Origin of the sequence: Saccharopolyspora taberi, assembly GCF_039534165.1 — a bacterium.
GTDB classification, from domain to species: Bacteria; Actinomycetota; Actinomycetes; order Mycobacteriales; family Pseudonocardiaceae; genus Saccharopolyspora_D; species Saccharopolyspora_D taberi.
This window is the reverse complement of sequence record NZ_BAAAUX010000045.1, coordinates 110,131-123,275: the sequence shown is the minus strand read 5'-3', so window position 1 is coordinate 123,275 and position 13,145 is coordinate 110,131. Positions and strand designations below refer to the sequence as shown.

Here is a 13,145-nt window from a genome sequence, read left to right as displayed (position 1 = left end):
GAGCGTCAGACTTTGTTGGTTGATGCTCGTCGGTATCGCGCCACTGACGATCTCAACCAACCGGAGGTCGGCCGCAACGCCCCCCGTGCGGCCGGCCTCCGGGCACAGCTCAGGACCGGGCAGCGCCCGCGTCCGCGACAGCCTCCAGAACCTGGTCGACCGAGGGGTTGACCGCCGACCAGGAACCGATCACCACCGTCGGCACCGTTTCGTTGCCGTCCGCGATCGAGCGGACCACGGCCGCCGCCTCCGGGTCCTGCCAGATGTCGATCTCGCGGTATTCCAGGCCCTCGCGGTCCAGCCCGGCCCGCAGCAGCGAGCAGAACGGGCAGCCCGGACGGCTGTAGACGATCACTTCCTGCGACGACACCGCACTCTCCCTCTGCCGGTTCCGATCCGTCCGGTGCCAACCCCGCGGGCGGCACGGGTATTCCGTTACGGTGGCGTGAACACCGTCAACGTCACAAACGCCACTAACCGGGCGGGCGTCGGACACGGACACTGTTGGAGCGGTACATGACCGAGGTCACTCGGCGTGAACGGATGCGGGCGGCGACCGAGCAGGAGATCCGCCACCACGCGCGCGCCCTGCTGGTCGGCCGGGGCCGCGACGCGGTGACGCTGCGCGCCATCGCGCGGGAGCTCGGCATCACCGCACCCGCGCTGTACCGCTACTACAGCTCGCGCGAGGACCTGCTGCGCAGCCTCTGCGACGACATCTGCACCGAACTCGCCGAGCAGCTCGCCGGCGAGCTCGAATCCGCTTCGGACGGCCTCCGCGAGCGGGTTTTCGCCGTGTGCCGCGCCTTCCGCCGCTGGGCGCTGGCGCACCCGCAGGAGTTCACGCTCGTCTTCGCCTCCCCGCCCGCCGAAACCGACCGCGCGGCCGGGCAGGACCAGTTCGCCCGGGTCTTCGCCGCGCTCGTCGGACCGCTGATGGCCGAGCGCGCCTCCGGAGAACGTCCCGGCGCAGCACCGGAAATCGAGGGCCTCGACCTGGTCCGCGAGCAGGAGGCGCTCGCCGGGGCGTTGTCCGAGTCGGGCATCGACGTGCCCGACGACGTGCTGCGACCGGAACCGGTGTACGAGCTGCTGCGCTGGTGGGCCCGGTTCTACGGGCACGTGGCGCTGGAGGTCTTCGGGCGGTTCCCGTTCGACATCGCCCACGCCGAGCAGCTCTTCGAATCGATGCTCGCCGAACTCGCGCGGGAAAGCGGGCTCTGACCCGGCGACTCCCTGCCGCCGAACGTCACCGGCGCGGCGATGGTGCACCGCCGCGCCGGGAGAGGCCCCGCTCAGCCACCGGTGAGGTCGTGCTCCCGCTGGTCCCGCTGGCGACGGGCTTCCGCCCCGGTGGCGATCGGGGCGGTGAGCCACTGGTCCGGAATCCCGAAGGACTCCACCAGGTCCACCGCGAGCGGCCGGAGCTGACCGCACAACGCGTTGACCGCTTCGGTGATCGTCTTCGCCCGGCGCGAGTTCAGCCGCTCGTGCTCCAGGAACCAGGCCCGGTCCTCCTCCACTGTGGACAGCACGTGGAGGTCGCACACCCGGTCCAGCACCGCGGCGGTCCGCGGGTCGCCGCAGCGCTCGATCCCGGCGACGAACGCCTCCAGCACCACCCGGTCGACGTGCACGCGCGCCGCGCGCAGCACGTGGTCCTGCGCGTTGTTGAAGACCTCGAACGGATCGGCGTCGCGGCCGGTGGCGCGGCGCAGGCGGCGCGCGAGCCCGTCGAGCACGTGCTTCTCCCGGTCCTCGAACAGCTCCAGCTGCCAGCCCCGGTCGAAGATCTCGTTCTCGTCGTCCCGCTTCGGCGCGGCGTCGATCAGCCGCTGCACCAGCGAACGCGCGGCCGTGCGCTCGATCACCGCACCGACGAACTGGTCGGCGACGAACCGCGCCATGCCGATCGTGCCGAGGTCGTCGAACTGGTCCTTGTAGTTGGTCAGCAGTCCTTTCGCGACCAGTTGCAGCAGGACCGTGTTGTCGCCCTCGAACGTCGTGAACACGTCGGTGTCGGCCTTGAGCTGCGGGAGCTGGTTCTCGGTCAGGTAACCCGCGCCGCCGCAGGCCTCGCGGCAGGTCTGGATGGTGCGGGTGGCGTGCCAGGTGGTGACCGCCTTCAGCCCGGCCGCGCGCGACTCCAGCTCGCGCTGCGCGCGCTCGTCCCCGGAGTTCTGCATGTCGTGCAAAGTGGACACGAGTTCTTCCTGCGCGAAGTGCAGGGCGAACGACTTCGCCAGCAGCGGCAGCAGTTTCCGCTGGTGCGCCAGGTAGTCGAGGACGACGGTCTCCTCGCCGGTGCCGGGTCGCTCGAACTGGCGGCGGGCGTCGCCGTAGCGCAGCGCGATCCGCAGCGCGAGCTTCGCGGCGCTGCCCGCGGTCCCGGCGACCGAGATCCGGCCGCGGATCAGGGTGCCGAGCATGGTGAAGAACCGCTTGCCCTCGCTGTCGACCGGGCTGCGGTACGCGCCACCGGGCTCGACGTCGCCGTACCTGTTGAGCAGCGCCTCCCGCGGCACCCGCACCCGGTCGAAGGTCAGCCTGCCGTTGTCCACCCCGTTGAGCCCGGCCTTGCGACCGCAGTCCTCGATGCGCACGCCCGGCACCGGCCGTCCGGCGTCGTCGCGGATCGGCACCATCAGCGCGTGCACGCCACGGCCTTCACCGCCGGTGATCAGCTGCGCGAACACCACCGCCATCCGCCCGTCGCGAGCGGCGTTGCCGATGTACTCCTTGCGCGCGGCCTCGTGCGGGGTGTGCACGACGAACTCGTCGGTGTCCGGGTCGTAGGTCGCGGTGGTGCGCAGCCGCTGGACGTCGGAGCCGTGCCCGGTCTCGGTCATCGCGAAGCAGCCGGGCAGCTCCAGGTTCATGATCTTCGCGAGGTAGCGGTCGTGATGCCGGTCGGTGCCCAGCGCGACGACCGCACCGCCGAACAGTCCCCACTGCACGCCAGCCTTGACCATCAGCGACAGGTTCCCGGGCAGCATCTCCAGCGACACCACGGATCCGCCGATGTCGCCCTGCCCGCCGTGCGAGAGCGGGAAGCCGAGGCCCGTGATCCCGCTGCCGACCAGCTGGTGCAGCTGGTCGAGGGTGCGGGCGCGGTGGGCCTCGGTGTCGAGCTCGTCGCCGGGGGACAGATCGGCCTCGGCGAGGGAGCCGCGCACCTGGTCCCGCACGTGCGCCCAGCGGCCGTCGAGCAGCGAAGCGAGTTCGGAGCGGTCGAAGTCGGCCGGGGTCTTCGGGGTGTCCATCAGGCCTCCAAACGTGGGAGTCGGCACCGCCGATCGTAGTTACCCGCCGGTAACTTCGCCACGTGCGGGATCCCCGGGTGGCTTCCGCCTCGGAAGCCACCCGGGTCGGTCACCTAGCCGACGACGTTGACCAGGCGGCCCGGGACCACGATGACCTTGCGCGGCTCCCGGCCGTCCAGGGCCGCGACCACCTTCTCGTCGGCCAGCGCCGCCGCCTTCACCTCGTCCTGACCGGCCGAGGCCGCGACCACGATCCGGGAGCGGACCTTGCCGTTGAACTGGATCGGGTACTCGACGGTGTCCTCGACCAGGTACTCGTCGTCGGCCACCGGGAACGGGCCGTGCGCCAGGCTCGCGTCGTGGCCCAGCCGCGACCACAGCTCCTCCGCCAGGTGCGGGGCCAGCGGCGCCACCATCATCACCAGCGGCTCGACGACCGAGCGCGGCGTTCCCGGAGCACCCGAGTACACCTTGGTGACCTGGTTGTTCAGCTCGATCAGCTTCGCCACCGCGGTGTTGAACCGCAGCTCGGCGTAGTCCTCGCGGACCCCGGCGACGGTCTTGTGCAGCGCGCGCAGCATCTCGACGTCCGGCTCCTCGTCGGTGACCCGCGGCTCGCCGGTGTTCTCGTCGACGACGTTGCGCCACAGCCGCTGGAGGAACCGGTGCGAGCCCACGACGTCCTTGGTCGCCCACGGCCGCGAAGCGTCCAGCGGACCCATCGCCATCTCGTAGAGCCGCAGCGTGTCCGCGCCGTAGGCGTCGGCCATCTCGTCCGGGGCGACGGAGTTCTTCAGGCTCTTGCCCATCTTCCCGTACTCGCGGCGGACTTCCTTGCCCTGGTGGAAATAGCGGACACCGCTCTCTGTGTCCTTCTCGACAACCTCTTCCGCCGGGACGTAGACGCCGCGCTCGTCGGTGTAGGCGTAGGCCTGGATGTAGCCCTGGTTGTACAGCCGCCGGTACGGCTCCTCCGAGGACAGGAAGCCCAGGTCGTAGAGCACCTTGTGCCAGAAGCGCGAGTACAGCAGGTGCAGCACGCCGTGCTCGACGCCGCCGATGTAGAGGTCCAGGCCGCCCGGGTCGTCCGGCCCGTGCAGCTCCGGCCGCTTGCCCATCCAGTAGCGCTCGTTGTCCGGGTCGACGAACGCCTGGTCGTTGTCCGGGTCGATGTAGCGCAGCTGGTACCAGCAGGAACCGGCCCACTGCGGCATCACGTTGGTGTCGCGCTCGTAGTGCTTGAGCCCGTCGCCCAGGTCCAGCTCCACGTTGGCCCACTCGGTGGCCTTGGCCAGCGGCGGCTCCGGCCTGCTGTCGGCGTCCTCCGGGTCGAAGGTGCGCGGCGAGTAGTCGGCGACCTCGGGCAGGACCACCGGCAGCTGGTCCTCCGGCAGGCCCAGCGGGGTGCCGTCGGAGTCGTAGACCACCGGGAACGGCTCGCCCCAGTAGCGCTGCCGGGCGAACAGCCAGTCGCGCAGCTTGTACTGGACGGTGCCGGTGCCGTGCTTGTGCGACTCCAGCCAGGCGATGACCGCCTTCTTCGCCTCGGCCAGGTGCAGGCCGTTGAGGTCCAGCCCGACGTCGGGGTTGGCGGAGTTGATCCGCGGCCCCTCGCCGGTGAACGCGCCGTCCTCGAAGTCCGCAGGCGGCTGCACGGTGCGCACCACAGGCAGGCCGAAGACGTGCGCGAAGTCCCAGTCGCGCTGGTCCTCACCGGGGACCGCCATGATCGCGCCGGTGCCGTAGCCCATCAGCACGTAGTCGGCGACGAACACCGGGACCTGCTCGCCGTTGGCCGGGTTGGTCGCCCAGGCACCGGTGAAGACGCCGGTCTTCTCCTTGTTCTCCTGGCGGTCCAGGTCGGACTTCGTCGACGCCTTGCGCCGGTACTGCGCGATCGCCTCGGCCGGGGTCGCCGCACCACCGGTCCAGCGGACGTCGACGTCCTGCGGCCACTGCGCCGCGGTCAGCTCGTCGACCAGCGGGTGCTCGGGCGCCAGCACCAGGTAGGTCACGCCGAACAGGGTGTCCGGGCGGGTGGTGAAGACCTCGATGCTGCCCGCGGACCCGTCCAGCGGGAACACCACGTTCGCGCCCTGCGAGCGGCCGATCCAGTTCCGCTGCATCGTCTTGATCTTGTCCGGCCAGTCCAGCCGGTCCAGGTCGTCGACCAGCCGGTCGGCGTAGGCGGTGATCCGCATCATCCACTGCTTGAGGTTGCGGCGGAACACCGGGAAGTTCCCGCGCTCGGTCAGCCCGTCGGCGGTGACCTCCTCGTTGGCGACCACGGTGCCCAGGCCGGGGGCCCAGTTCACCGGCGCCTCCGACAGGTAGACCAGCCGGTACGAGTCGATGATCCGGCGCTGCTCCTGGCGGGACAGCTCCGCCCACGGGCGGCCGTCCGGCGTCGCCCGCCGCCCGGACTCGAACTGCGCCTCCAGCTCGCTGATCGGGCGCGCCCGGTCGGCCTCGGTGTCGTACCAGGAGTGGAAGATCTGCAGGAAGATCCACTGCGTCCAGCGGTAGTACGGGATGTCGGTGGTGGCGATCCGGCGGCGCTCGTCGTGCCCCAGCCCCAGCCTGCGGATCTGCGCCAGGTAGCGCTCGATGTTCTGCTCGGTGGTGACGCGCGGGTGGGTGCCGGTCTGCACCGCGTACTGCTCGGCGGGCAGGCCGAAGGAGTCGAAGCCCATCGTGTGCAGCACGTTGACGCCCAGCATGCGGTGGTAGCGCGCGAAAACGTCGGTGCCGATGAAGCCCAGCGGGTGGCCGACGTGCAGGCCCGAACCGGACGGGTACGGGAACATGTCCTGCACGAACAGCTTGTCCGCGGGCACGTCGCCCTTGAGCGAGCCGGCCGGGTTGGGCGCGTGGAAGGTGCCGAGCTCCTCCCAGCGCCGCTGCCAGCGCTGTTCGATCTCGGCCGCGATCTCCGCGGTGTAGCGGTACCGCGGGACCTCTTCGGTGTTCGTCGAGCCCTCTGCCTGGCCACTCATCGTCTGCGTACCTTTCCTGCCTTCTCGCCCGAGCCCTCTTAGTGTGCCGTTCCCGGAAAATGGAAAACCCCCCAGCCCTGGTGGGCATGAGGGGTCACCGCGTCGAAGCGTCTCACCGGACGTTCAACGCGGTCTCGCAAGGAGTCGAGAAGCGCTCACGAGTCCAATGTAACAGAGATCACTTCAGCGCCGGGATCACTTCAGGGCGAGGGCGATGACCTGCGTGGTCTGCTCCGGCGAGAAGTTGTCGTCGCTGACCAGGACCAGCGTCCGGGCACCGTCGACCTGCGGTCCCCAGGTCATGCCCTCGACGTTGTCGACCGTGCTCAGCCCGAACTCGGACAGGTCGGCCAGCAGCGTCTTGCGCACCGGCCGGACCTGCTCCTGCGCCAGCGACTCGACGTCCTGGACGTCGGTGGCGCCGCGCAGGTCGACCTCGTAGATCCGGACCGAGTTGCCGACACCGGTGACGAACGACCGCTCCATCACCAGGTAGCGCAGCGGGTCCTGGCCGTCGGCCAGGATCGCCGTGACGCCGTTGTTGGAGAACCCGCCGGTCGGCGAGGGCGCGAACACCTCGTCCAGCGGGTAGGCAACCTGCCGGACGACCTCGCCGGACCGGTTCTGCAAGGTGATCCGGCTCAGCGCGCCGTGCTCGGTGGTCGGCGACTCGCCGTCCTCGATCAGCGGCCCCTCCATCGCGCCGACCACCAGCCCGCCGCCTGCGGCGAAGGTCAGCCCCTCCAGGACCTCGTTCTGCTTCGGCCCGGTCTCCGGCCGCATCGCGAGGTTCGGCGCGAGCGGCAGCTCACCGGCGAAGGAGCCGTCCTGGTGCGCGGCCCGGATCGACGGGTCGATCAGCTGCGCGGCGCGCTCGCCCTCGCTGCTCCACCACAGGTTCCCGTTCCACTGGTCCCAGCGGACGTCCTCGGGGTCGACGGTTCCCTTCGGGTAGGGCGTGCCGTCCGGCCGCAGCAGCGTGCGGACCTCGGTCAGCCGCACCGGGCCGAGGCCGTCGGCGGAGAGCGGGACGTCCGCGGTGTAGGCGCGAGCGGGCTGGCGGTCCGAGCGGTCGTCGCTGATCAGCGCGTACCGGCCGGTGCGGGGGTCGAAGTCGATCCCGGAAAGCCCGCCGACGGTCGTGCCCTCGTAGTCCATGGCGTGCGGGAGGGTCGTCTCGCCCAGCAGCCGCACGCGGTCCTCGGCGTGCGCGGGCGCCGCGGCCGACATCGCCAGGGCGACCGCGAACAGCCCGGTCACCGCGTGTTTGATCCTCATGAGCCACAGCACACCCGACGAGGGTGTCCAGCAGGTATCGACCAGGTGGAGCCTTACCCTGTTCTGGTGACGCTTGCTGTTCAGGTGATCCTCTGCGCGGTGCTGGTGCTCGTCGGCGCGGCACTGCTGTTCGTCGGCTGGCGCGGCATGCGCGGCCAGCTGTCCCGGAACCGCTACGTGGGCGCGCGCACCCCCGCGACCCTGCGCAGCGAGGAAGCCTTCGAACTCGCCAACCGCGCCGCGGCACCGGCCTACCTGGCCGCCGGAGCGGTCGGCGTCCTCGCAGGCGCCTCGATCCCGGTGCTGGCCACCACGTTCAGCCTGGTGCTGGTCGGGGTGATCGGCGTGGTCGGCGTCTTCGCGCTCCAGGCCGCGGGCGGGCTGATCGGCCACCGCGCCGCCGAGGCGATGCCCGAGCCCGCTCCCGCCGCGGGATGCGGCGGCTGCGCCGGGGGCTGCTGCTCGGCCCTCCAGAAGGGCTAGTTCAGCTTCACGTCTCCGGGGTGCGTGGCCAGGAACGCCAGCGGCGGCCCCTGCCTGCGCAGCACCCGGCCCCACAGCTCCGGCTGCGGAGCGGAGATCACGTCGTCCGGGAGCGCGGGCACGACCAGCCAGTCGCCGCGCTCGATCTCCCCGGCGAGCTGACCGGAGTCCCAGCCCGCGTAGCCGGCGAAGAACCGCAGGCCGCGGGCGCGCGGGACGAGTTCGGCGGGATCGCCGTCGAGGTCCACGAGCCCGATCGGGCCGCGGACGCCGATCATGCCCTCGACCGAGCCGACGTCCACGCCCGCGCGCAGCGCGGCGAGGCAGATCGCGGTGCGCTGCTCGACCGGGCCGCCGACGAACAGCGACTGCGGTTCGGTGGCGTGCTGGCCCCAGCGGGGCAGGACGTCGTCGACCGCCACCTCGCTCGGCCGGTTCAGCACGACGCCGAGGGTGCCCTCCGGCCGGTGGTGGATGATGTAGACCACCGTGCGGCGGAAGTTCTGGTCGAGCAGTTGTGGGGCAGCGACCAGCAACGTCCCCGGTTCAACGTCCGCGTCCGATCCCACATTCGCATGATCTCAGAAGCGCGGTGCCCGTGGAGCGCGGCCGGGCGCAACGGTTCGAAAAGCGAACAGATTTCCGCGATTCAGCGCTCAACATTGAGCAGCACAACTGAGTCGCATCGCTCAATATTATTAGTAGACTGCTGGCCAGCGGGAACGCGTCAGGACCCGGTTTCGATGCCCTGCTCCCGCGCCCACCGCAGCAACTCCGCGACGGCATCGTCCCGGTCCATGGGACCGCGGTCCAGCCGCACCTCCTTCAGGTGCTTCCACGCCTTGCCGACCACCGGACCGGGCGCCACGCCGAGCAGCTCCATGATCTCGTTGCCGTCGAGGTCGGGCCGGACCCTGGCCAGGTCCTCCTCGGCCGCGATCCGCGCGATCCGCGCTTCCAGGTCGTCGTAGGCGCGCTGCAACGCCGACGCCTTGCGGCGGTTGCGGGTCGTGCAGTCGGCGCGGACGAGCTTGTGCAGCCGGGGCAGCAGGTGCCCGGCGTCGTTGACGTAGCGCCGGACCGCGGAATCGGTCCACTGCCCCTCGCCGTAGCCGTGGAACCGCAGGTGCAGGTAGACCAGCCCGGAGACGTCGTTGACGAGCTCCTTGGAGTAGCGCAGCGCGCGCATCCGCTTGCGGGTCATCTTCGCCCCGACCACCTCGTGGTGGTGGAAGCTGACCCCGCCGCCGGGCTCGAACCGGCGGGTCGCGGGCTTGCCGATGTCGTGCAGCAGCGCCGCCAGCCGCAGGACCAGGTCCGGCTCGCCGTCCGGGTCGTCGGCGCGCTCCAGGTCGATCGCCTGGTCCAGCACGACCAGCGAGTGCCGGTAGACGTCCTTGTGCTGGTGGTGCTCGTCGATCTCCAGCTTCATCGCGGGCAGCTCCGGCAGCACGTGGTCGGCCAGCCCGCTGTCGACCAGCAGCTCGATGCCCCGCCGCGGGAACTCGCCGCAGACCAGCTTGGACAGCTCGACCTGCACCCGCTCCGGCGTGATCCGGTTGATCTCGGCGGCCATCTCGGTCATCGCCTCGACCACCCGCGGCGCCGGGGTGAACCCGAGCTGGGCGACGAACCGCGCCGCCCGCAGCATCCGCAGCGGGTCGTCGGCGAAGGACTCCTGCGGCGTCGCCGGGGTGTCCAGCCGCCGGTCCACCAGGTCGGCCATGCCGCCGTGCAGGTCGACGAAGGACTTCCGCGGCAGCTCGATGGCCATCGCGTTGACCGTGAAGTCCCGGCGCAGCAGGTCGCCCTCGATGGTCTCGCCGAAGGCGACCTCGGGGTTGCGGGTGACCCGGTCGTAGGTGTCGGCCCGGAACGTGGTGATCTCCACCGTCGTGCCGTGCCGGTACGCGCCGAGCGTGCCGAACTGGATGCCGGTGTCCCACACCGTCTCCGCCCAGCCGTCCAGCAGCCGCCGGACCTGCTCGGGGCGGGCCTCGGTGGTGAAGTCCAGATCGGTGCCCAACCGCCCGAGCAGCGCGTCGCGCACGCTGCCGCCGACCAGGAACAGCCGGTGTCCCGCGGCGGCGAACCGCTCCGCCAGCTCCTCCGCCACGGGTGCGACCCGCACCAGCTCGACGACCGCGTTGCGCTGCGCGTCGCGCTCCCGGGTCAGGTGGTCGGCCGATGTGGCTGGATCGTGGTGCGAGGTGGACACAGCTGTCCAGGGTATCTACTGCTCAGCGCGGCGAGCCCCGGTGCCCGCCGGAGATCCGCACGGGGTCGGGTGACAGGCCGCGCGCCGCACGCGGTGCACCGCCGGGCCGCACGGTGTCCGCACTACCATCGGCGGCATGCCCCCGTCGCCCGGCCGCTCCGGCGGTACCCAGCCGGGGCGTCGGAACCGGCGCCGGCGCCGGCGGCTGCGGACGGTCGACGAGACTTCGGCCGGTGGGCTGGTGGTCGACGGCGGCCAGGAGCTCGCTGCCATCATCGGGAGGCTCGATCGCAAGGGGCGGCTGCTGTGGTCGCTGCCGAAGGGCCACATCGAGGTGGGCGAGAGTCCGGAGCAGACCGCGGTGCGCGAGGTCGCCGAGGAGACTGGGATAACCGGCCGCGTGGTTGCTCCGATCGGCATGATCGACTACTGGTTCGTCGCGGGCAATCGACGCGTGCACAAGACCGTGCACCACTTCCTCATGGAAGCGGTGGGCGGTGAGCTTTCCGACGAGGACGTGGAGGTCACCGAGGTGGCGTGGGTGCCGCTTGGTGAACTGGACGGGGTGCTGGCCTACGCCGACGAACGGCGGCTGGTGCGACGGGCGCTGACCCTGCTGGACGGCGCGACCGACATCGCGGCCGGGGACCTGGCGCCCCGGCCGGTGCGTGGCAGTGGGACGGAGCCGGCGTGAGGTTTCTGCTAGCCGCCGTGGTCGCGGTGCTGATGCTGGGCGCGATCGCGCTGCCGCCTGCGGCGAGCGCGCAGCCCGCCGCCCAGCAGACGCTGCTCGAAGTGAGCAAGATCACACCAGCTGTGGTCGAGGGCGGAGCGCCCGGTGAGGTCACGGTCACCGGGACGCTGACCAACACCGGCGACCGCCGGATCGACGACGTCGAGGCGCGGATCCAGCGCGGCAACCCGGTGTCCACCGAGTCCGCCGCCCAGCAGGCGATCCGCGAGACCCCCTCGACCGTCACCGACCCGAACTTCACCCCGATCATCGACAGCCTCGCGCCCGGCCAGCGGCTGCCGTTCGAGCTGCGGGTGCCGTTCAACGGGCCGAACTCGCTGCAGATCAGCTCGCCGGGGGTCTACCCGCTGCTGGTCAACATCAACGGCAAGCCGGGGTCCGGCGGACGCGCCCGGATCGCCGAGGAGCACTTCCTGCTCCCGGTGCTGGCCACCCCGGGCGCCGCACCGGTCCGCCCGCCCAAGCCGACGCCGTCGACCCTGGTCATCCCGGTCGTCGACTACCCGCGGATGACCCGCGGCGGCGGCCCGGGCAGCCGCCCGGTGCTGATCGACGACCTGCTCTCGGCATCGCTCGCGCCCGGCGGGCGGCTCTACGAACTGGTGCAGGCGGTCGAGGACGGCGCCGGTCCCGGATCACCGCTCGGCAGCGCGCTGTGCTTCGCCGTCGACCCCGACCTGCTGGCCACGGTCGAGGCGATGCAGGGCGGCTACGACGTGCAGCAGCCCAACGGCGGCGCCGTGGAGGGCATCGGTTCCGGCGCGGCGCGGCTGTGGCTGGGCAAGCTGAGGTCCGCGGTCTCGGGCCGCTGCGTCATCCCGCTGCCCTACAGCGACGCCGACGTGGTGGCGCTGGGGCGGGCCGGGCTGCCGGACCTGATCAAGGGTTCGCTGGAGGGAAGCTCGCTGCTGATCGCGGACCTGCTCGGCGTCGAACCGCGCAAGGACGTGCTCTGGCCGATCGAGGGCGCGCTCGACCAGCCCGCCGCCGGTCAGCTCGCCGGGACCGGGATCACCACCACCCTGCTCCGCCCGGAGGCGCTGGGCGGCCCCGCGCCCGCGAAGGTGCGCGGCAGCAACCTGACCGCGCTCACCGTCGACCCGCTGGCCGCGTCCGCGCTGGACCCGCTGCGCGACACCCCGCGCGAGACGACCGAGATGTCGCCGCCGGTCGGCGGCTCGGCGAGGACGCAGGACGCGCTGGGCGCGCTCGCGTTCCGCGCGAGCAACGCGCCTGCCGGGCACTCGGTGATCACCCCGCCGCGGCGGTGGAACGTCCGCGGCGACGACGTCCGCGGCCTGCTGAGCGGTATGCAGCAGCTGACCGCGGCCGGGTTCCTCCAGCCGACAGCGCTGTCCGAGGCCGGCGGGGCCGCCCTGCCCGAGGCCGACCTCAGCTATCCGGTCGAGTCGGCCGCGCGGGAGATCCCGCGCCGGGTGCTCGACGAGCTCGCGCGGGAGAACTTCAAGGTCGGCGACCTGTTCCTGTCGTCGGACGTGGAGCGCTCGGTCAACATCGCGCCCGCCGAGGTCACCAACCCGCTGCGCGACGCGCTGCTGCGCGGGGCCTCCAGCGCCTGGCGGGGAAACCCCGAAGCGGCCCGGTTCTGGGTCGGCAACGGTGCCCGCACGCTGTCCGGCCAGCTGTCGAGGGTCCGGCTGGAGGAGGGCAACACCAAGATCGCGCTGTCGGAGGCCCAGGCGCACATCCCGCTCACCGTCAGCAACGAACTGCCGATCCAGGTGAGCATCGCGTTCCGCATCCCGCACACCCCCGGCATCATCACCCGCGACCTGGGCGTGCTGCGGATCCCGGCGCAGGGGCGCCGCACCTTCTACGTGCCGACCGAGGTGCAGCGCTCGGGCACGTTCAGCGTCGACGTCCACGTCACCACGCCGGCGGGCACCGAACTCGGGCCGCCGCAGCGGATGCGGTTCGACGCGGGGACCTACGGGCCGGTGACGATGGTGATCACGATCGTCGCCGCGGCGCTGCTGATCGTGCTGTCCTCGCTGCGGATCCTGCGCAGGCTGCGCAACCGGATCCGCCGCAACCGCGCCGCCGCGCAGCCCCCGGCCATCGAGTCGGAGGCCACTCCGCTCACCACCACCGACAGCGACCGAGGTTCGAGCTGACATCCTGTTCGGGTTAGG

The 13,145-nt window shown here is 71.5% G+C and carries 10 protein-coding genes; 4 read left to right on the top strand and 6 right to left on the bottom strand.

What is annotated here, in order from left to right:
• Positions 1-109 precede the first annotated feature (109 nt).
• Positions 110-370, bottom strand: coding sequence for a glutaredoxin domain-containing protein (locus ABD691_RS33450; RefSeq protein ID WP_344686380.1), 261 nt, complete (start codon positions 368-370; stop codon positions 110-112).
• Positions 371-516: 146 nt separating this feature from the next.
• Between ABD691_RS33450 and ABD691_RS33445 the strand changes: the two genes are divergently transcribed.
• A complete protein-coding gene (locus ABD691_RS33445) occupies positions 517-1,224 on the top strand; it encodes a TetR/AcrR family transcriptional regulator (RefSeq protein ID WP_344686378.1) in 708 nt (235 codons plus the stop codon).
• Positions 1,225-1,295: 71 nt separating this feature from the next.
• Here the strand turns inward: ABD691_RS33445 and ABD691_RS33440 are convergent, their stop codons facing one another.
• The 3 genes from ABD691_RS33440 to ABD691_RS33430 all read right to left on the bottom strand — a co-directional run bounded on the left by ABD691_RS33440 (position 1,296) and on the right by ABD691_RS33430 (position 7,537).
• The gene (locus ABD691_RS33440) at positions 1,296-3,263 is read right to left on the bottom strand and encodes an acyl-CoA dehydrogenase family protein (RefSeq protein ID WP_344686376.1); all 1,968 of its coding nucleotides are present in this window, start codon (positions 3,261-3,263) and stop codon (positions 1,296-1,298) included.
• Positions 3,264-3,376: 113 nt separating this feature from the next.
• Positions 3,377-6,259, bottom strand: a complete 2,883-nt coding sequence (gene leuS / locus ABD691_RS33435; RefSeq protein WP_344686375.1) for a leucine--tRNA ligase — start codon at positions 6,257-6,259, stop codon at positions 3,377-3,379.
• Between the two features lie 195 nt (positions 6,260-6,454).
• On the bottom strand, positions 6,455-7,537 hold the full coding sequence (locus tag ABD691_RS33430; RefSeq protein WP_344686374.1) for an esterase-like activity of phytase family protein: 1,083 nt from the start codon (positions 7,535-7,537) through the stop codon (positions 6,455-6,457).
• Between the two features lie 66 nt (positions 7,538-7,603).
• Between ABD691_RS33430 and ABD691_RS33425 the strand changes: the two genes are divergently transcribed.
• On the top strand, positions 7,604-8,020 hold the full coding sequence (locus tag ABD691_RS33425) for an SdpI family protein (protein WP_344686373.1): 417 nt from the start codon (positions 7,604-7,606) through the stop codon (positions 8,018-8,020).
• Here the strand turns inward: ABD691_RS33425 and ABD691_RS33420 are convergent.
• Positions 8,017-8,589, bottom strand: coding sequence for a YqgE/AlgH family protein (locus ABD691_RS33420; protein WP_344686372.1), 573 nt, complete (start codon positions 8,587-8,589; stop codon positions 8,017-8,019). The two genes, ABD691_RS33425 and ABD691_RS33420, sit on opposite strands and share 4 nt — an antisense overlap.
• Positions 8,590-8,747: 158 nt before the next feature.
• Positions 8,748-10,238, bottom strand: coding sequence for a CCA tRNA nucleotidyltransferase (locus tag ABD691_RS33415; RefSeq protein ID WP_344686371.1), 1,491 nt, complete (start codon positions 10,236-10,238; stop codon positions 8,748-8,750).
• A 136-nt stretch (positions 10,239-10,374) separates the two neighbouring features.
• Here ABD691_RS33415 and ABD691_RS33410 point away from each other — a divergent pair, with 136 nt between their 5' ends.
• Together ABD691_RS33410 and ABD691_RS33405 are read left to right on the top strand one after the other, a co-directional pair.
• Positions 10,375-10,932 carry an NUDIX hydrolase gene (locus ABD691_RS33410; RefSeq protein ID WP_344686370.1) on the top strand — a complete coding sequence of 186 codons (558 nt, stop codon included), beginning with the start codon at positions 10,375-10,377 and terminating at the stop codon, positions 10,930-10,932.
• The gene (locus tag ABD691_RS33405; RefSeq protein ID WP_344686369.1) at positions 10,929-13,127 is read left to right on the top strand and encodes a DUF6049 family protein; all 2,199 of its coding nucleotides are present in this window, start codon (positions 10,929-10,931) and stop codon (positions 13,125-13,127) included. The genes ABD691_RS33410 and ABD691_RS33405 overlap by 4 nt, the downstream gene beginning before the upstream one ends.
• The last annotated feature ends 18 nt before the right edge of the window (positions 13,128-13,145 follow it).

Bases quoted from the DNA above. Each gene is read 5' to 3' on its own strand.
- ABD691_RS33445 (WP_344686378.1), top strand. From the start codon at position 517: ATGACCGAGGTCACTCGGCGTGAACGGATGCGGGCGGCGACCGAGCAG.
- ABD691_RS33440 (WP_344686376.1), bottom strand. From the start codon at position 3,263: ATGGACACCCCGAAGACCCCGGCCGACTTCGACCGCTCCGAACTCGCT.
- leuS (WP_344686375.1), bottom strand. From the start codon at position 6,259: ATGAGTGGCCAGGCAGAGGGCTCGACGAACACCGAAGAGGTCCCGCGG.
- ABD691_RS33430 (WP_344686374.1), bottom strand. From the start codon at position 7,537: ATGAGGATCAAACACGCGGTGACCGGGCTGTTCGCGGTCGCCCTGGCG.
- ABD691_RS33410 (WP_344686370.1), top strand. From the start codon at position 10,375: ATGCCCCCGTCGCCCGGCCGCTCCGGCGGTACCCAGCCGGGGCGTCGG.